Consider the following 681-nt stretch of genomic DNA (forward strand, 5'->3'; position numbering starts at 1 on the left):
CATGATTGGTTCAGGCTCCGCCTTCGTAATCCAATGATCTAAGGTGTGGAGCCACTCTTGCTGCGTTTTGACCCATTTCGGGTTGTTGACCATCACTTTGCCGGGGCAGAGTGGGTAACCAAGCTGCTGCAGAGTATGGGTAAATGATTGCATTACTTGTTCGCAATGCGGCCATTCTAGCCCGTCTTCAATAATGAGCGCGTTGTCTTGGTCGGTCTTAAGAATTTGCTCGCCACGCCCTTCTGAGCCCAGCACGATCAAACAACAGTGGTCGTGCAAAGCGGGTGGCACCACCAGTTCAAAGGCTTTTTCGATAATTTGTTCGCTTACCGCAGAGATGAGCTCCATGATGAAGCGAGTGCGGATGCCGTTTCTCAGCAAGCTTTCTACCAGTTGACGTTGGCGGTTTGAGGCCAACGCCAGTTCTTCTACGCTGCTTGCTCGTGCAATGCTGAGTGTTAACACGTGGGAATGCGTCGAAAACGCGCTGAGAATTTGTGTCATGTCGAGCATGCCCACCGCGCGATTGCCTTCGCAGACCATCAAACGTTTCATGCGATTACGTGTCATGGTGATCATGGCGTTAAACAGAAAATCCCCGTCATCAACATGGTAGACAGGGAAAGTTGCGATCTTACCTACAGGTGTGTCCACGGCGCAATTATCCAACATAACCGAGTG

Annotated in this window: 1 protein-coding gene; it reads right to left on the reverse strand. The window is 50.8% G+C overall.

Annotated features, from left to right (window positions below):
• Positions 1-681, reverse strand: a 681-nt coding sequence (locus R7Z77_RS25840; RefSeq protein ID WP_318137110.1) for a DUF294 nucleotidyltransferase-like domain-containing protein, incomplete at both ends; no start/stop codon positions are given.

It is taken from the genome of Vibrio sp. 1401 (assembly GCF_033340295.1).